This window comes from Candidatus Saganbacteria bacterium, from assembly GCA_026387835.1.
GTDB lineage: Bacteria > Margulisbacteria > WOR-1 > JAKLHX01 > JAKLHX01 > JAPLKZ01.
In genome coordinates this window covers 86,135-106,134 of sequence record JAPLKZ010000011.1, presented here as the reverse complement: position 1 = coordinate 106,134, position 20,000 = coordinate 86,135, and the positions used below count along the sequence as shown (strand labels likewise).

Sequence of the window (20,000 nt, the reverse complement as noted above, 5' to 3'; positions counted from 1 at the left end):
ACTATTCGAACAAGGTGCTTACCGCTTCTTTCAAATTGGATACTATGACCGATTTCATCCCTGGAATTGCAGTCGAGTTGCCTTTTGGAAATACGGCTTTTGTAAATCCGAGTTTTTTTGCTTCCTGCAGCCTTTTCTCTATGTGAGGGACTGATCTTATTTCACCGGTCAAACCGATCTCCCCTATTATGACCGTCTTTGGGTCCACTGCCTTATTTTTTACACACGAGACAATCGCGCACGCGGCTGGAAGATCCGCCGCCGGCTCGTCCACGTATATACCTGAAGCAACGCTCATGTAAATTTCCTGTTCGCTCAGTCTGATGCCTGCTTTTCTTTCAAGCACACCGATTATCATCGAACATCTGTTATAGTCCAAACCGGTGACAACCCTTCTCGGAACGGCCATTTTTGAAGGACTGTTCAAGGCCTGGATCTCCACGGCTAATGGCCTGCTGCCTTCCATGGCGACAGTGATAGCGGAACCGGGGGAGCCGGCTGACCCTTCGTCCAGAAGAAGTTTCGAAGGGTTCAATACTTCCTCGAGACCTTTTGATGTCATTTCAAAGATGCCGATCTCGTTAGTAGAGCCAAACCTGTTCTTTACCGCGCGCAGTATCCTGTAATTTTTGTTCTGCTCTCCTTCAAAATAAAGGACAGTATCAACCATATGCTCCAGTATCCTGGGCCCCGCTACGGATCCGTCCTTTGTCACCTGGCCTACGATGAAAACCGGGATATTCTTCTCTTTCGCTGTTTGGACAAGCCTGGCAGCACATTCTTTCACCTGAGAGACCGAGCCTGCGCTTGATTCGACCTCCTCGCTCTCTATAGTTTGTATGGAATCAATGATAATAACGCTTGGGTTCAGTTTATCTATCTGGTCTTCGATCTCGGAAAGCACGGTGTTCGTGAGTAACAGAAGTTGCCCAAATTTTATGCTAAGCCGTTCCGATCTGAACTTTATCTGTGATGAAGATTCTTCGCCGCTGACATAAAGGACCTTCCCGCTTTTTGAGAGCGAGGCCGAAAGCTGAAGCATCATCGTCGATTTCCCGATCCCCGGTTCTCCGGCTACGAGAATAGCAGCCCCTTTCAGAACTCCGCCTCCGAGCACTCTGTCAAACTCCCCTATCCCGCTTGAAAACCTGTTTTCTTTTTCTATCCTGACGCTTCCTATATCTACCGGCGATATGATCTGCCTTTCATGGCCTTTCCCTTTTGACTTTTGGTTTTTGGCTTTTGTCTTTTCTTCGACATAGGTGTTCCATTGCCCGCACTCGCTGCATTTCCCGACCCATGAAGGGGACATCGCTCCGCAATTTTGGCAGGCAAATTTACTCATTATTTTCCGGCGGTCTCAAGCTCTTCCTGAGGGGATGCTGTTTTTTCCTTTGCGGCTTTTTTTTTGGCTTGTTTTGATGAAAATATTATCTTGTCTTCTTTGACAGTTGCTTTTATAATGCTGTTTTGGGTGAACTCGCCGCTGAGCAATCCTTCTGCCAGAGGTTCTTCGATATTATTTTCGATCACCCTGCGCAGAGGCCGAGCCCCGAGTTTAGAGTCATAGCCCTTTTCGGCAAGAAGCTGCCTTGCCTTTTCGTTCAGTTCCACGGTGATGCCCTTGTCTTCTATCCTTTGATTTACCTCCCGCATCATGATGTCAACTATCTGCAGAAGGTCTTCCTTTGAGAGCGGATGAAACACTATCGACTCGTCTATCCTGTTCAGGAACTCCGGCTTGAAATCTTTCTTCATTTCTTCAAGAATCTTTTCCTTCATCCTGTCGTAGCCGGCACTCGCGTCATCACGCGTCACGAACCCGAATGTTGATTCTTTTCTTATATGTTCCGCCCCGATATTAGATGTCATGATCACTATCGTGTTCCTGAAATCCACTTCGCGTCCCTGGGCATCCGTGAGCCTTCCGTCGTCAAGGACCTGAAGGAGTATGTTCAAGACCTGCTGGTTTGCTTTTTCGATCTCGTCAAGAAGAACGACCGAATGCGGCCTTCTTCTGACCGGTTCTGTCAGCTGACCGCCTTCTCCGAATCCCACATAACCCGGAGGGGACCCCACAAGCCTGGAGACAGTATGTGATTCGAGATATTCGGACATGTCGACCCTCACCATTGCTTCAATGTCGTTGAACATGAACTCCGCAAGCCTTTTTGCAAGCTCCGTCTTGCCGACACCCGAAGGCCCCATAAAAAGGAACGATCCTATAGGCCTGTGAGGGTTCTTTAGTCCCGCCCTTGAACGCCTGATGGATTTTGACAGGGAAACGATCGCTTCTTCCTGTCCCACAATATGTTTTTTTAGCTCTTCTTCCATCTTAAGCAGCCTTTTTGTCTCTTCCTCGCTCAATTGCGTGACCGGGACCCCTGTCCATGAAGAGACGACATGGGCTATCGATTCTTCATCGACCGTAGGACGCCCAGCCTTATCGGAAGGTATCTTGTCCTGTGTCATTGATTGATATTCCAGAAGGAGCCTTTCCTCCTTGTCCCTGAGCTCTGCGGCTTTTTCGAACTGCTGCTGCCGGGCGGCATTTTCCTTTTCACCTCTTACATTCTCTATTTCTTTGTTCAGCTCCACGAGCTCCGGCGGTGAACTGATATATTTAAGCATGACCTTTGCCGATGCCTCGTCGATGAGGTCTATCGCTTTATCGGGAAGATGCCGGTCAATAATGTATTGCGCGGAAAGCTTTGCGGCATATTCAAGCGCTTTATCGGTTATTGTCACTTTATGAAAATCTTCGTATTTGGGCCTTAAGCCTTTCAGTATCTCTATCGTGCCTTTCACGCTGGGCTCATCTACTTTTACTGACTGGAACCTCCGCTCAAGGGCGGGATCTCCCTCGATCTTTTTCCTGTATTCGTCAAAAGTGGTCGCTCCTATACACTGCATCTCGCCCCTTGCCAGCGGGGGTTTGAGCATATTGGCCGCATCCATAGCGCCTTCGGCGGCTCCGGCCCCGATTATCGTGTGCAGTTCATCAATAAAGAGGATGATATTATCAGCTTTGCGTACTTCTTCTATTATCCTTTTCAGCCTTTCTTCGAACTCACCCCTGTATTTTGTGCCCGCTATCAAAAGACCGAGGTCAAGGGTCATAAGCCGTTTGCTCATCAAGGTCGGCGGTATATCGCCAGAAACGATCTTTTGGGCAAGTCCTTCGACGATTGCGGTCTTCCCCACTCCGGCTTCTCCGGTAAGGACAGGGTTGTTCTTTTTTCTTCTTGAAAGTATCTGTATAACCCTTTCTATTTCCTTGTCCCGGCCCACTACAGGGTCAAGTTTGTTCTCCCTGGCAAAAGCCGTAAGATCGCGGCTGAAGCTGTCAAGCACTGGCGTCGCAGTTGCGGCCCTTCCCCCTCTTCTTTGGAAAGAGGTCTCCTCTCCCAGGAACGCTATTATCCTGTTTTTTGCCCCGGAATAGGTTATTCCGAGATCATTAAGGACTTTTCCGGCTATGCCGCTGCCTTCTCTTAAAAGACCCATAAGCAGATGCTCGACTCCTACATAAGAATGACCAAGCTGGCGGGCCTCATCCCAGGCAAGTTCAATATTTCGCTTAAGTTGGGCAGAAAACGGTATCTCGGGTGAATGGGTTGGATTTTCATTTTTCAGCATTTCTTCTATCTTGTTCTTTATTTGGGCTATATCAAGCCTAAAATACTCGAGGGTTTTCAAAACGATGGGTTCTTTTTCTTTTATCATCCCAAGCAAAAGGTGCTCTGTTCCTACTGATACCGAGAGCAGTCTTCTTGCTTCTTCCTGTGATGACATTATGACCCTGACAGCCCTTTCCGTAAAACGTTCGAACATTGCCATATTATATCTTGACTCCTGGCTAAGATTATAGCAAAATATAAGGTATTAAATCAAATGCAAGTTTTTTGCATATGACCACGATATACAGTATGTAGAGGCTCAAAAGGGGACTCTCTATATGGCTATAACAAACGATATGTCTGTTAACAATAACTTTCAAGTGGCGGTTGCAAAAATGGAGGCCGGAAATATACAACTTGATGGTTATGCGCGTGATGCTAGAAATATACAAGACACATCAAACGGACAATTTGCAACTATCCTAAATGATGAAGATGCAAAAAAGCTGAGCATTACAAAAGAATTTAACCCGACATTAGCTACGCAAGTGTTCTATACAACTTAATTCTTCTATGCTTGAGGCAGGATAATAATAAAAGTCGTACCCTTCCCAACCTGACTTTTTACTTTTATTGAACCTTTGTGCTCTTCGATTATCCTTAAAGTAATAGGCAGCCCCATTCCGGTACCGCTTTCTTTTGTAGTAAAAAACGGATCGAACATGTTCTTCATTTTTTCTTCGGAAATACCGCTTCCCGTATCAGTGATCTCGACAAATACTACAGGGACTTCACTGCCCGAAGCTTTATCCGCGATCTTTTTAACTTCGGCTAAACTGTCCTTGGTAAGCGTTCCCAGTTGGATTACATGGCCTATATCGGTCTTGACCGTAAGCTCACCGCCGTTTGGCATCGCCTGAGAAGCATTAAGGACAATATTCAGAAATGCCTGGGAAAGCTGCCCGGGGTCGCCGTTTATCATAGGGAGCTGTATCATTTTTGTAGCCACCCTGATATTGTTCTTCTTGAACTGGTTATCCAAAAGATCAAGGACTTCTTCAAGGACTGCGTTTATGCTGGTGTGTTTGAACTCGGGTTTTGAGGGTTTCCCGAACTTCAAAAGGTTTTCGGCTATCTTGTTTATTTTGTCAATTTCAGCAGGGACAATAGCCGAAAATTTATCCCTGAAATCTTTGTCCTCCCATTTCATCGGAAAAAGCTGGGTAAACGTCCTGAGCGCGACAAGCGGGTTTTTTATTTCATGCGCCATACCGGCCGCCATGGCTCCCAGGGCCGCAAGTTTTTCTGAAGCTATAAGATGGTCCTGGCTTTCCTTAAGTTCCGCCGTCATGCTGTTGAATTCCTTCGCCAGCCGGCCTATTTCATCGATCGAGTCGGTCACTATCTGATATTTCAGGTTGCCTTTCCGGATCTGCTCCGTGCCAAAAATGATGGCGTTTATAGGAAGTTCGATCCTCTTGGCAGATATCAGTCCCACTATCACCGCGATTATTATGCCGAGTATCACGAATATAAGCGAGCTTGTTTCCATCCTTCTGGTCTCCGCGTATGCCTGTGTTATCGGCTCTGTCACAAGGATCCCCCATCCCGTTGAATACACCGGCAGGAATGCGCCTACCATCCGGCCGTTGGATTCGTCAAAAAACGTCTCCCAACCGGACTTTCCCGACAAGACTTTCATTATGGGAGAAAGCATGCTGAGGTCTTCCCTCAAAGCAGTTCTCTGTGGATCCGAATGCGCGATCAGCCTGCCGTTTGAATCCACGACACCTATTATCCTTCTCTGTGAAAAACTGATGTTTTCAACATCCGCCTGGAGCTGGAGGATCACTTCGTCCGATTTCTTGCCCTGTTTCAGATAATACTCCACTCTGTCGGAAATACCCAAGGCTATCTGCCTGTCCCTTTCCACGACCGCCTTTGAAAGTGATACCCTCAATATGCTTATCGTGGCGATCGATGTCGTTTCTACTATGATGACGATCATAAGCACAAAAAGCATGGCCAGCTTGAAAAGTATCCTGGTCTTTAATATATCCAGCGGTTTTTCTGCGATGGGGTCATTAGGAGAGATTATATTCCCTATCAAAAACCCTGAAAAAGAAAAAAAGGTTATCAGCCACGAAGACAATAAGAAAATGCCGTTGTTAGATACAATATACACTAAATAGAGGCTGTACCCCAAAGCGACGGACAAAGACGAAAAGCCTGATAACCGCAACAGCTTTCTTTCCTGAAATTGCTGCGGTTTTCTGGACTTATTCAAAAGAACCGAGCCGAGAAAGACCCATGACACTATCCAGAAATAACGGGTGAATGTTAGTCCGTAAAATTTAACTATCGGTTCCGTTATGTCAAACCTGTATATCAGATTTATCGGAGACGTAATTATCAATGCGACAAGAAAGGCGAAAAAAAGAGCCGTCACAGGCAAAGACCACCTGATCTTTAGGCCTGCCACCTTGCAGGCAAAAACTACGATAAAAACCGAACATAGCGCAAACAGGCCGTTCATCGCTCTCTGCAGAATTATCAGGGTCGACATATAAAGTCCGATATTGAACATCAGTTGGGAACTTATGGTCCCGATAAGATAAAGGCTTAATAAACTGAAGATAATAGACAGGAGCAGGTCTTCTTTTGCACGGGTCTGCACTAATTTTATTATTAATGTGTAGGCCCCGGCAATTAGTATCAATGCCGCAAATATTTCGATAAAAATGCTTAAGATAGTAAATGTTGACAGCACTATATCTATTTTACTACATTTTTGACGTGTTTATTTACCGGAACGAGGAGTTTTATTTGACCGGAAATTTTTTATTGTGTTATAATTTGCCTTAAGAAGGGACCTTAGATTGCGTTTAAAAGAACTTACATTACGCGGGTTCAAGACTTTCGCAGATAAGACCTCGCTTTTGATCGATTCTCCGCCGTCAATCACTGCTATCGTCGGCCCCAACGGCTGCGGAAAATCAAATGTCGTCGACGCCCTGAGGTTCGTTCTCGGGGAACAGAGCATGAAGGATCTGAGGGGAGAAAGTCTTGAAGATGTGATCTTTGCAGGCAGCAGCGGCCGAAAGGCCCTTTCGCTTGCCGAGGTCTCTATCGTTATAGATAATTCCGACCGCCGCCTTAAGACTGATTACAGCGAGATCCAGATAAAAAGAAGGGTCTTCAGGTCCGGGGAAAGCGAATTCTATATAAACAAGAACCTTTGCCGCCTTAAGGATATAAAAGAGCTGTTTATGGATACCGGCATAGGTAACGGGGCATATTCCATCGTCAACCAGGGGCAGATCGATTCGATCCTGAGCTCAAGACCGGAGGACAGGCGCCAGGTATTCGAGGAAGCAGCGGCTATCGGCAAATACAAGTTCAGAAAAAGAGCGGCCGAGAGAAGGCTGATAGGCACCGAGCAGAACCTTCTGAGGATAAATGACCTCCGCGGGGAGATCAAAGACAACCTTTCATCCCTTGAGACCCAGGCAGAAAAAGCCAGAGAATATCTTGACTTGAAAGAAAGATTAATGGCCCTCGAGATCGGCCTCGGGAAAAAATTGCTGCGCTCGCTCGAAGAAAAAAGGAACGGTTTTCTTGCAAGGATCGATGATCTGAAAAAAAAGACCTCCGGAAGCGAAGCCGTCACGCTGAAAGAAGAAGACGACAGGTCGAAGATCAGGAATAAACTTAAAGAGATCGACGCTCTGATAGATGCTGCAAGGTCTGAAATCTCGCGGCTTAGGGGATCTTTTGAAGAAGCCAAAGGCAGTATCAATGTCGGGAAAGAAAGGATATCCCAGCTTACGGAAAGGATCTCCGAGATAAAAAAGGAAAATGAAAAGATCGGGACTCTCCTTGGAGCAAAACTCCAAAAGCTCGATATAAAAGAAAAAGAGATCGGATCGTTCCTTGACAGGCAGAAGGACCCTAAATTCCTTCTTGATGAGGCAAAAAAGACCCTTGACGAGGTCAATAAAAAGACAGAGGATGCTTTGCGCAACTGGAGCAGCCTGAAAAACCCTATCCACGAAAAGGACATTGAATTATCTTCAAAGAGACATTCGCTTAAGGAAATTGCCCTCGCCGTAAATTTCACCGAGGAAACAATCTCTAAGGATAAGGCATTCCTCGATAATCTGAGGGGACTTAAAGAGGATATTATGTCCCTGGAAAAGGAGATGGAAGGCCTTTCGGGGGTCTCCGAAGATATAAAGCGCAGCATAATTTCCAGGAAGGACGCGATATTCAAAAAGATCGACATGGAAATTGGCGTCCTCGAAAAGAACATCTCCGATAAAAAAGCACATCTGGAAATGATCCTGATACAGAGGGAACAAGAAAAAGATTCGCTTTCAAGGCTTGAGTCAAGCTCCCTGGAGATGAGCGATATGTTCAGGGAACTTGAGAAAAAGACCGCGGACCTTAATCTCGAGAAAGAAAAAGCCATTGCCGCGCTTGCCGAAACCAGGCTCAACTGCTCGAATTTTGACGATACATCAAAACAAAAAAGAGACGAGATCGAAAGCATCCGGGCTGAGACCTCAGCCGCGGAAAGCGATATCAAAGATAAAGGATCCGAGATCATATCTCTTTCAGAAAGACTGATAGCTGCGCAGAAAGAGATAGATGGCTGTGAAGCTATCCTGCCTAAGTTCGCCGGCGAAGAAAAGGTTATTGAGGCAAAGCTTCAGGCCCTTTTATCCGAAAAAGCGGCCAAGCAGGCCAAACTTGAGGCTCTTGAAGAAAAGATAAGGTCCATGACCGGCGAGGAAAGGGTGGTCCGCGACGAACTGGCAAAAGAAGAGGTCGGCCTCGCAAAGATCGAGGGTGAACTGAACGCCATAGCGATGCTCATGGAACAGGAATATCAATTGTCCTGCGGACAGGTGCTGGAAAGCGAACTGCCGGAAGCTCCCAATGCTTCAAGGGCAAAAGAAGAGATAGAGACACTGAAGAGCGGGATAAGGGCTATCGGCCCCGTGAACCTTCTTGCTGTAGAGGAATTCGAGGCGTCGAAAGAACGCCTTTCGTTCATAGAGACCCAGTACAACGATCTTGTGAGCGCAAGGGGTAACCTGAACAGCCTGATCAGGGACCTTGACGGCGAAGCAAGACAGAAATTCTCCGCTATGATCTCCGATGTCAACAGATATTTTTCCGAAATATTCACGTCGCTGTTCGAGGGAGGAGAAGCAAGGATAGAGCTTGCGCCCGGCGACGTGCTTGAAGCCGGGATAGATATCATGGCAAGGCCGTCGGGCAAGAAATGGCTTAATATCTCTCTTATGTCCGGTGGTGAAAAAGCCCTTACGGCTATAGCAATATTGTTCTCCCTTATGAAAATAAATCCCGGCCCTTTCTGCTTTATGGACGAAGTGGACGCCGCCCTGGACGAGATAAACACGATCCGTTTCGGCAAGCTCCTTAAAGAGTTCTCTTCAAACATGCAGGCGGTCGTCATCACACACAGCAAAAGGACCATGGCAAGCGCCGGCACGCTGTATGGCATTACAATGGAAGAGCCCGGGATATCAAAGCTCGTTTCTATGAAACTTGTCAAGGTGGCGGATTAAAATTAAAAGATTATTTTTTTCTATACTATTCTTGGCGGTATTTTGCCGGTGTACTATCGCGGCGGAGAATGTCGGAGTCCTGCCCGGCATCGTCTATTCCAGTTTCAGTAAAGATTTCAATGGAAATAAACCGGTCAAAATACATGTCCTCAGTGTAGACTTTAAAAGTCCGAGCATCGAGGTCAGGGCTGCGCTGGCCCGCGGAGCGGTCGGAAGGCTCCGTCCCGTAAGCTCGATAGCGTACAATAATGGGGCGGTTGCGGCAGTCAACGGCACGTTTTTCGACAAGACTTATCCTTATCTTCCCGTAGGCCTGATCGTCATCGACAAAAAGATCGTCACAAAATCACTTTTAAACAGGTCCGCGATCGGCGTCTCGAAGAAAAACGGGGTAAAATTCGGCATCCCGAAGTTCGTCGGTTACGTGACAAATCTCGAAACAGGCCAAAAGATCTCTGTCTGGGGGCTGAACAGACCGAGAAAAGAGGACGAGGTGATAATCTACACTCCGGAATACGGCTGGAATACCGGGACCAATGACAGCGGTTCTGAAGTGATCGTGGAAGATGGAATGGTAGTCGGCATTTCCGACGGCAATTCTCCCATCCCAAGGAACGGTTACGTGATATCGTTCCACGGCTGGACAAAAAATTACACCAACGCGCTTCCCCCGGGAGCCTATATCGAGATAAATTATAAGCTTTCAGAGGGATGGGAGAATTATGAGCAGGTCGTTACAGGCGGGCCCCGCCTCCTGGAAAATGGGAATAATGTTGCGTTGGACAGCATCGCGTCCGAAAACTTTGACAGCGAGGTTTTCGGCAGGAAGGCGCGCACCGCTGTAGGACTTTCGGGTAATAATCTTATCTTTGTGGTTGTAGAAGGAAAGCAGTCCAGATACCTGAGAAGGAAACGGGGAGTCACTTACAGCGAACTCGCTGACACCATGAAACAGCTGGGCTGCAGCGATGCGATCGGTCTTGACGGCGGTGGCTCTTCGACAATGTTCGTTAATGATGTCGTGGTCAATCTTCCTTCGTCGGGCTATCAGCAGGGCGTAAGCAACGCCATCATCGTGAAATACGAAGATAACTGATGACCGGATCTTTTTATTTTGCGGCTTTCTTAAGAACTTCGGCTTTGTCCGTATTTTCCCAAGGAAGATCGAGCTCCGGTCTTCCGAAATGCCCGTAAGACGCTACCTGCCTGTAAAGCGGCCTTCTTAAATTAAGATTGCCTATGATCAGTCCCGGTCTCAGGTCAAAATACTCGTTCACAAGCCGCGAGATCTTCTCCTCTGCAATTTTCCCCGTTCCGAAAGTGTCCACCATCACTGAAAGCGGACGCGCCACGCCTATCGCGTAAGCGACCTGGACCTCGCACTTGTCGGCCAGCCCTGCAGCAACAATGTTCTTGGCCACATATCTTACCGCGTAACTCCCGGACCTGTCGACTTTTGTCGGGTCTTTTCCTGAAAATGCGCCGCCCCCGTGACGCGCGTATCCTCCGTAAGTATCGATTATTATCTTCCTTCCCGTGAGCCCCGTGTCTCCCTGGGGGCCTCCGATCACAAACCTTCCGGTAGGGTTGACATAATATTTTGTGTCTTTGTCGATCAGACCGGCCGGGATGATCTTTTTTACTACATGATTTATCATGTCCTCTTTGATCTTTTCCGGCGCGGCATCAGGATTATGCTGTGTCGCGATGAGCACGCTGTCTATCCGTACCGGTTTTCCGTTCTGATATTCCACGGTCACCTGGGTTTTCCCGTCCGGCCTTAAATACGTGAGTTCCTTGTTTTTCCTCACATCTGCAAGCTTCTTGGCAAGCTTTTGGGCCAGACTTATCGGAAGCGGCATCAACTCCGGTGTTTCGTTGCAGGCATAGCCGAACATGAGGCCCTGGTCGCCGGCACCGATATTTTCCAGGTCTTCTTTTATGACCTCCCCGCCCCTGACCTCGAGCGCCTTATCGACCCCTCTTGCTATATCTTTTGACTGTTCTTTGATCGATACCATTACCCCGCATGTCTCATAATCAAAACCGATCTCCCTGCTGACGTAACCGATATCCTTTATAGTGTTCCTGACTATTGACGGAATGTCTATATAAGTGCCGGTCGTCACCTCGCCCGCTACTATCACAAGTCCGTTCGTCGTCAAAGCTTCGACTGCGACCCTTGCGGGCGGGTCTTTTTCTATTATCGCGTCAAGTATCGCATCCGATATCTGGTCACACATCTTATCAGGATGCCCCTCAGTGACCGATTCAGACGTGAATAAATGTTTCATTGACATTACTTTTTCTCCTTTAAATATTTTCAAACAAAATAATTTTACCATTATTTGCCAACACTCTCAACTGGTGCTAAAATATCTGCGTGGGAAATCTGAGCGAACATTACAGCAACAGGGATTTTTCCTGCCGCTGCGGCGAGTGCCGCGGCCAGGTCAGGATACATCTCGGTCTTGTGGGCGCGCTTGAAGCCGTAGCCGCCCATTTTAGAAAGGTCCCGCACATCCATGACGCGTTCCGCTGCGAACTCTACAGCGAGAAACACGACACGCAAAAGAAGAACTCCCACCGCCTGGGAAAAGCAGCCCATATCTCTATCGACGGCGTCGATCTGAAAGAACTCTATGCCTTTGCAAAAAGCCTGCCCGAGGTCTCAGGCATAGGTTACTATCCTCAGGAAAAGACTCTCCATATAGACACCAGAGAGCCCAAGGATCCCGGAGAAAAAGAGGAATGGGTCAAAGAAAACGGCAAGATATCACCCGTGACCCCTGAAATAAGATCAAAGTACGGTATTTGAACCCTAGCAGATGTTAAAAAAGATCGGCCTGTTCATTGACCACATCAAAAGGGAAAGGAACTTTTCCCGTCACACTGCCGATAATTACTCTCTTGACCTGGGACAGTTCGCTTCTTTTATCAAGGGGCAAAACCTTGACGGATTTGACCAATTCAATAAATTCCTCGCAAGGACGTTCATCATGGCAATGGAAAACAACGGTCTTTCCAGAAAATCGGTCGCAAGAAAGATCTCCTGCTACCGGTCCTTTTATAAATTCCTTATGAGAGAAGGCTATGCGCATTCCAACCCCTGGAAGATAGTATCGATACCCAAGATACAAAAAAATCTGCCTCATTTTTTGTATATCGAAGAGATGGAACGGCTGCTTGAGCAGCCCGACAGAAAGACACCCGCCGGCATAAGGGATCTTGCGATGATCGAGATACTGTACGCTTCAGGGATCAGAGTAAGCGAACTTACAGGGCTTAATATGAATGATATTAACAGATCTGACGGCGAAACGACCGTGTTCGGTAAAGGCTCTAAAGAACGAATTGTCCTGGTCGGGTCTTCCGCCCTGACGGCATTGGGGGATTATCTCAAATATGCGAGGAATAAGCTGGCCAACGGGACCGTAAAGAACCGGGCGCTTTTTATCGGCCGTTCCGGTAGCCGGCTGACCCCGAGGTCAGTCGAACGCATGATAAAAAAATACGCGAAAAAAGCCGGGATAGACAAGAAGGTGACCCCTCATTCATTGAGGCACAGCTTTGCCACGCATCTTCTTGAAAGGGGGGCCGACCTGAGGTCCGTACAGGAACTTCTCGGGCACAGATCGCTTTCGACCACCCAAATATATACGCACGTGACAAAAGAAAGGTTAAAATCTGTTTACGACAAAACTCATCCGAGGGCCCGTTGACCACCCCTCCCTTGACCCCCGGCTATATGAGCCTATATAATGAAAATACAAATGAAAATCGACCTGACCGGTCTTCTGAAAGAGATCGGCAACGATCAGGATGTAGAAGAACAGATCCGGGTCTCATATCCTGAAGACGGTCTTGAGATAACCGGGCCAGTTCAGCTGAGTGTTCATCTCCTAAATGCGGGGGAAATGGTCATCGTCACAGGAAAGATCCTGGCGGAGATAAAACTCAACTGCAGCAGATGCCTAAAAGATTTCGATCAGCAGATCACGGTCGATTTTGAAGAGCTGTTCAGCAAGACAACAAAGAATGGAGATGGGCGCGGCGGAGAGAAAGAACTTGGAGATGATGATTTTATCTTCCCGATAGAAAAAGATAACACGATAGACATCGGGGAGATCATAAGGCAGGAGCTCATTTCCTGCATCCCGATAAAAACTCTGTGTGATAAGGGTTGTAAGGGAATAAAAGGTTGCATAGAGAACAGTAAGAAGATAGATCCCAGGTTTGCAAAATTAAAGGAGGACTTTTACAATGCCGGTACCAAAGAAGCGACACAGCAACACAAGGACAAACAGAAGAAGAAAGGCTAATTTCAGGATAAAACCGGTCAATTTCGGAGCCTGCCCTTCCTGCGGAGAACCGGTCCTCTCTCACAGAGCCTGTCTGTCATGCGGCACATATCAAGGCCGTCAGGTGATCCCACTTAAGGAAAAAAAGGACGGCAAGAAGGAGAAATAAGCCTTGATCCGTATCGCAATAGACGCGATGGGCGGTGACCACGCGCCCGAAGAGATCGTTAAAGGCGCCGAACAAGCCGTAAAAGAAAGCGGGCTTAGCCTTATACTTGTCGGCGACAGGCGCAGGGTCGCACCATTTGTCAGGTCAAAGAACATCGAGATCGTCCATGCAGATGAAGTGATCGGCATGAACGAATCCCCGGTTATCGCTGCCAAACAGAAAAAGAATTCCTCAATAAATATTGCGCTTGAACTGGTGAAGAATAAAAAGGCGGATGCTTTTATTTCGGCAGGAAACACGGGTGCGCTGATGGCCGCGTCTTTGTTCAAGCTGGGCCGCATCGAAGGGATAGAGCGCCCCGCTATAGCCACGATATTTCCGACTGTCCAGGGAGGGGAAGTGCTGCTTCTTGATATGGGAGCAAATGTGGACTGCAAGCCCAAGAACCTCCAGCAGTTCGGCCAGATGGGCGCCCAGTATGCCGAACACGTGATGCACATCGAAAATCCCAGGGTGGGGCTGCTAAATATCGGGACGGAACTGGAAAAAGGGAATGAATTGACGCGAGAGTCATACCCGCTGCTTAAAGAAAGCCGCATCAATTTCGCCGGTTATATCGAACCGAACGATATCCTTACAGGCAAGGCCGACGTAATAGTGTGCGACGGGTTCGTCGGCAACGTCGTCCTTAAACTGTGCGAGAGCACGAGCAATATAATTATCACACTACTTAAGGAAGAGCTTAAGAAAAGCCTGATGTCAACCGCCGGAGCTCTGCTTCTCAGGCCTTCTTTTTCCAATTTAAAAAAACGCATAGATTATGACGAACATGGCGCGGCCCCTCTTCTCGGGTTGAACGGCATAGTTTTTAAGGCCCACGGCAGAGCAAAGGCAAAAGCCGTAAAGAACGCAATAAGGGTCTGCGCCGAGGCCGTGAAAGAAAATATAGTGGAAAGCATTATGAAAGGTATCGCATGAAAAGCGCTAAGATCATCGGAACAGGGTCCGCCCTTCCAGAAAAGATCCTGACCAATGCCGATCTTTCAAAGACCGTCGAGACTTCTGACGAATGGATAAGGTCCCGCACTGGCATTGAAGAAAGAAGGGTGACGGATGAAAAGACCTCGTCATCCGACCTCGCGCTCACTGCCGTTAAAAAGGCCCTTTCAGCGGCGGGCACTGCTGCCGAGGAACTTGACCTTATAATTGTAGGCACATCTACCCCCGACACTCTTTTCCCGTCAGTCGGATGCATCATACAGGGAAAGATCGGGGCAAAGAACGCGGCCGCTTTTGACGTTTCGGCTGCCTGTTCAGGGTTTAATTATGCCCTTGCTACCGCGCACGCGTTCTTCTCTTCCGGAAAATACAAGAAAGCGCTTGTCGTGGGGACTGACACGCTGGCAAAATATCTTGACTGGACAGACAGGGGGACCTGCGTGCTTTTTGGTGACGGCGCGGGGGCCGTGGTGCTTGAATCCTGCGAAAAAGGCCGCGGGATACTGGCGGACTATCTTTCTGCCGACGGAATAGGCGCCGGACATCTTGTGATGCCCGGGGGTGGAAGCAGGAATCCCAGGCCAAAAAATGAAAAAGAGCGCTGCATCTCCATGGACGGCAAGGAAGTTTTCAAATTTGCCGTAAAAGCTCTTGAGACTTCGCTTCTGAAGGCCGTTGAAGAGGCAGGACTTTCGATAAACGACATTTCCCTTCTTATCCCTCATCAGGCAAATATCCGGATCATCGACCACACGTCAAAAAAGCTGTCAATACCCAAAGAGAGGATCTTCGTGAACCTCCAGAAGTACGGAAATACTTCTGCCGCGTCGATCCCGATAGCGCTTGACGAAGCACGGCGCAGCGGCCGCATAAAAAAAGATGATATAATTGCTATTGTCGGATTCGGCGCCGGGCTGACTACCGGGGCCAACATCATAAGGTGGGAAATATAGACCCTCACCGTACCCTGTCGGGTGGCCCCTTTTCATTAAAAAAAGAGGGCCGGGTGAGGGTTAATAATGTAAGATGTAAGATCAAAAGGAGGAAATTCAGATGGATTATCTGCTGACAGAAGAACAAAAAATGATAAGGGACCTTGCCAGGAAGATCTCGCAGGAGAAGGTGAAACCCGTAAGGGCCGAACTGGACGAATCCGGCGAGTTCCCCTGGGAACTTATGAAGATATTCGCGGAAGCCGACCTGTGCGGCCTCTATATACCGGAAAAACTGGGCGGTTTTGGAGGAGGGTGCATGGAATTCTGTCTCGCTACCGAGGAGATCAGCAGGGTTTGCGGAGGAGTGGGGGTCACTTTCGCCGCTTCAGCTCTGGGAGCTTATCCAATATTGATGTTCGGGACTGAGGAACAAAGACAAAAATATCTGCCTCCGATCGCATCCGGCAAGAAATTGGCGGCTTTCGGTTTGACCGAAGCCAATGCCGGTTCCGACGCCGCGGGTTTACAGACTACGGCAAAAAAAGACGGCGATTACTATATTCTTAACGGGACAAAGCAATGGATCACCAACGGCGGTGAAGCGGAAACATATACCGTTATAGCCATGACGAACAAGTCAAAAGGGACCCGCGGCGCGACAGCTTTCATATTGGAAAAAGGCACTCCCGGCTTCACTTTCGGCAAAAAAGAGAACAAGATGGGTATCAGATGTTCCGCGACAAGGGAGCTGGTGTTTCAGGACTGCAAGATCCATAAATCCCAGATACTCGGGAAAGAAGGCATGGGTTTTATTGTGGCAATGAAAACTCTTGACAGGACTAGGCCCGGCATCGGCGCCCAGGCAGTCGGCATAGCCCAGGGTGCGTTTGAAGAAGCCGTTAATTATTCAAGGACGAGGATCCAGTTTGACAAGCCTATTTCGGCGATCCAAGCCGTACAGCATATCCTTGCCGATATGGCTACACAGATAGAGGCCGCAAGAGCTCTAGTCTATGCTTCTGCCAGGACAGTTGATACCGGCACCGACGATATTTCGAAAGATTCCGCAATGGCAAAGCTTTTTGCAAGCGATATGGCGATGAGGGTGACGACCGATGCGGTCCAGGTGCTCGGCGGCTATGGTTATATGAAAGAATATCCCGTCGAAAAGATGATGAGGGACGCAAAGATAACTCAAATTTATGAAGGCACTAACCAGATACAGAGAAACGTCATAGCGCTCTCCCTTATCAAGGAAGCAGCCACAAAGAAATAGTGTAAGCCCCGATCCGATCGGGAGCCGACAGAGAAAAAAAACATGAACATCATCGTCTGCATAAAACAGGTCCCTGACACGAATGACGTCAAGATCGATCCCAAAACGAACACGCTTATACGCGAAGGGGTAAAAAGCATCGTGAACCCTTTTGATGAAAATGCCATAGAAGAAGCCCTCAGGCTCAGGGATATTCACGGCGGAAAGGTGACCGTCATTACGATGGGCCCTTCACAGGCCACGGAAGCGTTAAAAAGCGCTATCGCCATGGGAGCGGACAATGCGATACTCATCAGCGACAGGGCTTTTGCGGGAGCCGACACCTGGGCGACATCTTACACCCTTTCGCAAGCGATAAAGAAGATCGGGGCTTTTGACCTTATTCTTTTCGGAAAACAGGCTATTGACGGGGACACCGCGCAGGTAGGACCCGGCGTGGCGCAATTCTTGGACATACCGCAGATAACCTTTGCTATAAAGACCGATATTGAAGGAAATAAAATAACGGTCCGCAGGCATCTTGAGGAATCGGCAGAACTTGTTGAAACACAGCTTCCCGCTGCCGTCACAGTACTTAAACAGATGAACGAGCCAAGGATGCCGTCATTAAAAGGCCAGATGAGGGCAAAAAAAGCTGAGATCATTATATGGACCGCGGTTGACATAAACGCGGACAAGGATAACATCGGACTTAACGGCTCGCCGACACAGGTCGTAAAAATATTCACTCCTCCTCCGAGAGGCAAAAGCGAGATCCTCGAGGGAGAAGCCGCGGAAGTCTCGGAAAAACTGTTCAAGAAACTAAAGGAGCACAAAATAATCTGATGCCTGAAGGAATTAAAGTAATTGCGGAAAAATGTAAAGGGTGCAAATTATGCATTCCCTCCTGTCCTTTCGGCGCGATCGAGATGCGTGGAAAGCTTGCGGTAATAAATGACAATTGCGTGCTCTGCGGCGCCTGCATAGCTCCCTGCAAGTTCAACGCCGTCATCATCGAGCCTAAAAAAGTTACGGCATCAAAGCAGGACCTTTCTTCCTTTAAAGGGGTCTGGATATTTGCCGAACAGCATGAAGGCCAGGTGCAATCAGTCGCGCTGGAATTGTTGGCCGAGGCAAGAAAGCTCGCTCACACGCTTAAAGAGGAAGTGGCGGCCGTACTTCTCGGAAATGACAGCATAAAGGACTCCGTGAACTCCCTCATTGAAAGCGGCGCCGACAAAGTATATTTGGCGACCGACCCGCTGCTAAAAAATTATCTGACGGAACCGTACACCGAAGTGATCGTGGACCTGATAAAAATGTACAAGCCTGAGATCGTCCTTTTGGGAGCGACCACCACGGGGAGAGACCTCGCGTCGCGTATCGCCGGCCAGATCAGGGTCGGCCTCACCGCGGACTGCACGGGGCTTGATATAGACCCTGATAAAAAGATCCTTAGACAAACACGCCCTGCTTTCGGCGGAAATATCATGGCAACGATCATCTCTCCAGATTACAGGCCGCAGATGGCTACCGTCCGGCCTAAGGTCTTCAAGAAGCTTCCAAAAGATCAGAACAGAAAAGGCCGGATTATAGAGTTTAAGCCGAAGATCTCCCGAAAAGCCTTAAGAACAAAACTTATAGAAATAATAAGATCGACCGAGCAAAAGGTAAACCTTGCCGAGGCGGAGATAATTGTTTCCGGAGGAAGGGGCATCGGCTGTGCGGAAAATTTCAGGCTGGTACAGGACCTTGCCGACACGATCGGCGGAGCTGTCGGAGCTTCGCGCGCCACTGTCGACGCCGGATGGATATCGCAGTTCCACCAGGTCGGACAGACCGGGAAGACGGTAAGCCCCAAACTTTATATCGCATGCGGTATTTCCGGCGCGATACAGCATCTCGCAGGCATGTCCTCTTCCGACATCATAGTCGCGATCAACAAAGACCCTTACGCCCCTATATTCGGGGTCGCAACATACGGAATAGTCGGGGACGTCCTTGAGATCCTTCCGGTCATGACAAAAACATTTAAGGAGCTTAGAGGTTGAGCACAGCTTTTGTATTCCCGGGCCAGGGTTCCCAAAAAGTCGGGATGGGAAAAGATGTTTATGACAATTTTGACATTGCCAAAAATATTTTTGACCTTGCCTCGAAGTCGCTCGGCTTTGATATCAAGGAATTGTGTTTTGAAGGGCCCGAAGACCGTTTGAAGCTCACCGAGATCGCCCAGCCGGCCATCCTGACGGTCAGCATCGCTACATTGAAAGCTTTTAACAGAAAACCGGCCGTCGCGGCGGGCCATAGCCTTGGGGAATATTCCGCTCTTGTCTGCGCCGGCGCGATCGCTTTTGAGGACGCCGTGAAGATCGTCAACTTAAGGGGGAAGTTCATGCAGGAAGCCGTGCCTCTCGGAAAAGGCGCGATGTCCGCGGTGATCGGCCTTGACAGGGAAAAAGTGATCGAATGCTGCAAAAAAGCTTCTTCCTCCGGTATCGTCGAAGCCGCCAACTTCAACTGCCCGGGACAGATAGTCATATCCGGTGAATCGGCTGCCGTAGAAGAAGCAGGCAGACTGCTGAAAGAAGCGGGAGCGAAAAGGGTCTTGCCGCTTGCCGTCAGCGCCCCCTTCCATTCAAGCCTGATGAAAAGCGCGGCCGATAAGCTGAAAGCCGTGCTTGATAATATCGAAATAAAGGACGCAGATATCCCTGTCATCTCCAATGTAACGGCTGTCCCTGTCACGGAAGCTGCAAAGATAAAGGACCTCCTCATAAAGCAGGTGACAGGCGCTGTGTTATGGGAAGACTCGATCAAGAACATGATGAGCAGCGGGACGGATACTTTTATTGAGATAGGGTGCGGGAAAGTCCTGGCAGGCTTGATTAAAAAGACCGATGAACATGCTAAAATATATAATATTGAAGATACCTCTTCCATCAAGGAGTTTGACCAGTGAGGCTTAAAGGCAAGGTAGCAATAGTTACGGGCGGGGCCCAGGGCATCGGGAAGGCCATCTGCGAAGAGCTCGCAAGGGAAGGCGCGGATGTGATCGTCTCCGATATCAATATCGAAGCCGCCGAGGCTACATCAAAAGAGCTGGCCTCTTTAGGTGTCAGGTCTA

General features: G+C 48.5%; 18 protein-coding genes. 14 read left to right on the top strand and 4 right to left on the bottom strand.

Features of this window, described 5'->3' with window-relative positions:
• Window position 1: 1 nt before the first annotated feature.
• Window positions 2–1,345 (bottom strand): DNA repair protein RadA, encoded by a 1,344-nt coding sequence (gene radA, locus NTZ10_06270; GenBank protein MCX5749829.1) that lies wholly within the window; start codon window positions 1,343–1,345, stop codon window positions 2–4.
• A complete protein-coding gene (locus tag NTZ10_06265) occupies window positions 1,345–3,840 on the bottom strand; it encodes an ATP-dependent Clp protease ATP-binding subunit (protein ID MCX5749828.1) in 2,496 nt (831 codons plus the stop codon). The genes radA and NTZ10_06265 overlap by 1 nt, the downstream gene beginning before the upstream one ends.
• A 118-nt stretch (window positions 3,841–3,958) precedes the next feature.
• On the opposite strand from NTZ10_06265, the gene NTZ10_06260 reads away from it, so the two are divergent.
• Window positions 3,959–4,186 carry a hypothetical protein gene (locus NTZ10_06260; protein ID MCX5749827.1) on the top strand — a complete coding sequence of 76 codons (228 nt, stop codon included), beginning with the start codon at window positions 3,959–3,961 and terminating at the stop codon, window positions 4,184–4,186.
• Between the two features lie 5 nt (window positions 4,187–4,191).
• Here the strand turns inward: NTZ10_06260 and NTZ10_06255 are convergent, their stop codons facing one another.
• Window positions 4,192–6,297, bottom strand: coding sequence for an ATP-binding protein (locus NTZ10_06255; GenBank protein MCX5749826.1), 2,106 nt, complete (start codon window positions 6,295–6,297; stop codon window positions 4,192–4,194).
• 202 nt (window positions 6,298–6,499) lie between these two features.
• Between NTZ10_06255 and NTZ10_06250 the strand changes: the two genes are divergently transcribed.
• Both NTZ10_06250 and NTZ10_06245 read left to right on the top strand, forming a co-directional pair.
• Window positions 6,500–9,217, top strand: coding sequence for an AAA family ATPase (locus tag NTZ10_06250; GenBank protein MCX5749825.1), 2,718 nt, complete (start codon window positions 6,500–6,502; stop codon window positions 9,215–9,217).
• A 31-nt stretch (window positions 9,218–9,248) separates the two neighbouring features.
• Window positions 9,249–10,313 (top strand): phosphodiester glycosidase family protein, encoded by a 1,065-nt coding sequence (locus NTZ10_06245; GenBank protein MCX5749824.1) that lies wholly within the window; start codon window positions 9,249–9,251, stop codon window positions 10,311–10,313.
• A 13-nt stretch (window positions 10,314–10,326) separates the two neighbouring features.
• Here the strand turns inward: NTZ10_06245 and metK are convergent, their stop codons facing one another.
• Window positions 10,327–11,517 (bottom strand): methionine adenosyltransferase, encoded by a 1,191-nt coding sequence (metK, locus tag NTZ10_06240; protein MCX5749823.1) that lies wholly within the window; start codon window positions 11,515–11,517, stop codon window positions 10,327–10,329.
• An 83-nt stretch (window positions 11,518–11,600) separates the two neighbouring features.
• On the opposite strand from metK, the gene NTZ10_06235 reads away from it, so the two are divergent.
• The 11 genes from NTZ10_06235 to NTZ10_06185 all read left to right on the top strand — a co-directional run.
• Window positions 11,601–12,035, top strand: coding sequence for a DUF882 domain-containing protein (locus NTZ10_06235; GenBank protein MCX5749822.1), 435 nt, complete (start codon window positions 11,601–11,603; stop codon window positions 12,033–12,035).
• A 10-nt stretch (window positions 12,036–12,045) separates the two neighbouring features.
• Window positions 12,046–12,939, top strand: coding sequence for a tyrosine recombinase XerC (gene xerC, locus NTZ10_06230; protein ID MCX5749821.1), 894 nt, complete (start codon window positions 12,046–12,048; stop codon window positions 12,937–12,939).
• 51 nt (window positions 12,940–12,990) lie between these two features.
• Window positions 12,991–13,539 carry a DUF177 domain-containing protein gene (locus tag NTZ10_06225; GenBank protein MCX5749820.1) on the top strand — a complete coding sequence of 183 codons (549 nt, stop codon included), beginning with the start codon at window positions 12,991–12,993 and terminating at the stop codon, window positions 13,537–13,539.
• Window positions 13,481–13,687, top strand: coding sequence for a 50S ribosomal protein L32 (rpmF, locus tag NTZ10_06220; protein MCX5749819.1), 207 nt, complete (start codon window positions 13,481–13,483; stop codon window positions 13,685–13,687). The genes NTZ10_06225 and rpmF overlap by 59 nt, the downstream gene beginning before the upstream one ends.
• A gap of 3 nt (window positions 13,688–13,690) precedes the next feature.
• Window positions 13,691–14,665 (top strand): phosphate acyltransferase PlsX, encoded by a 975-nt coding sequence (gene plsX, locus NTZ10_06215; protein ID MCX5749818.1) that lies wholly within the window; start codon window positions 13,691–13,693, stop codon window positions 14,663–14,665.
• Window positions 14,662–15,639 carry a ketoacyl-ACP synthase III gene (locus NTZ10_06210; GenBank protein MCX5749817.1) on the top strand — a complete coding sequence of 326 codons (978 nt, stop codon included), beginning with the start codon at window positions 14,662–14,664 and terminating at the stop codon, window positions 15,637–15,639. The genes plsX and NTZ10_06210 overlap by 4 nt, the downstream gene beginning before the upstream one ends.
• A gap of 100 nt (window positions 15,640–15,739) precedes the next feature.
• Window positions 15,740–16,897: an acyl-CoA dehydrogenase family protein gene (locus NTZ10_06205; protein ID MCX5749816.1), complete on the top strand. Its 1,158-nt coding sequence runs from the start codon at window positions 15,740–15,742 to the stop codon at window positions 16,895–16,897.
• A gap of 42 nt (window positions 16,898–16,939) precedes the next feature.
• Complete coding sequence (locus tag NTZ10_06200; GenBank protein MCX5749815.1) at window positions 16,940–17,722, top strand: electron transfer flavoprotein subunit beta/FixA family protein; 783 nt, start codon at window positions 16,940–16,942, stop codon at window positions 17,720–17,722.
• Window positions 17,722–18,927 carry an FAD-binding protein gene (locus tag NTZ10_06195; GenBank protein MCX5749814.1) on the top strand — a complete coding sequence of 402 codons (1,206 nt, stop codon included), beginning with the start codon at window positions 17,722–17,724 and terminating at the stop codon, window positions 18,925–18,927. Before NTZ10_06200 ends, NTZ10_06195 begins: the two co-directional genes overlap by 1 nt.
• Window positions 18,924–19,835 carry an ACP S-malonyltransferase gene (gene fabD, locus NTZ10_06190; GenBank protein MCX5749813.1) on the top strand — a complete coding sequence of 304 codons (912 nt, stop codon included), beginning with the start codon at window positions 18,924–18,926 and terminating at the stop codon, window positions 19,833–19,835. The genes NTZ10_06195 and fabD overlap by 4 nt, the downstream gene beginning before the upstream one ends.
• On the top strand, window positions 19,832–20,000 hold a 169-nt coding region (locus NTZ10_06185; GenBank protein ID MCX5749812.1), incomplete at its 3' end, for an SDR family NAD(P)-dependent oxidoreductase. The genes fabD and NTZ10_06185, both read left to right, overlap by 4 nt.